Origin of the sequence: Enterobacter sp. SECR19-1250 (genome assembly GCF_013391025.1) — a bacterium.
In the GTDB taxonomy this organism is placed as follows: domain Bacteria; phylum Pseudomonadota; class Gammaproteobacteria; order Enterobacterales; family Enterobacteriaceae; genus Enterobacter; species Enterobacter cloacae.
This window is the reverse complement of sequence record NZ_JACASJ010000328.1, coordinates 1-335: the sequence shown is the minus strand read 5'-3', so window position 1 is coordinate 335 and position 335 is coordinate 1. Positions and strand designations below refer to the sequence as shown.

Sequence of the window (335 nt, the reverse complement as noted above, 5' to 3'; positions counted from 1 at the left end):
CGTCAGGAACACAGCAGTGACAAAGCTCATCACTATCGATAAAATGAGCATGGTCGCGAAACCTTTGACGCTGCTCGTACCGAATGCAAACAGTACAAGACCCGCAATCATTGTAGTGATATTCGCATCCAAAATGGTCCATATCGAACTTTGCGCCGCTTTTTTATATGCCTTTTTAATGCTGCGGCCGATTCTCAGTTCATCCTTCAGACGTTCGTACAAAATGATATTTGCATCGACGGCCATTCCGACACCGAGAATCAAGGCTGCGATACCCGGCAGTGTCAACACACCGTTAATCATGTTGAAGCCGAATACTGTCAAATATATATAGA

At 44.8% G+C, this 335-nt stretch carries 1 protein-coding gene; it reads right to left on the bottom strand.

The genetic code is table 11. The features are described from left to right. Positions 1-324 (bottom strand): MMPL family transporter (locus HX884_RS26855; RefSeq protein ID WP_256737214.1); only part of this gene is annotated, 324 nt, incomplete at its 3' end. Positions 325-335 lie beyond the last annotated feature (11 nt).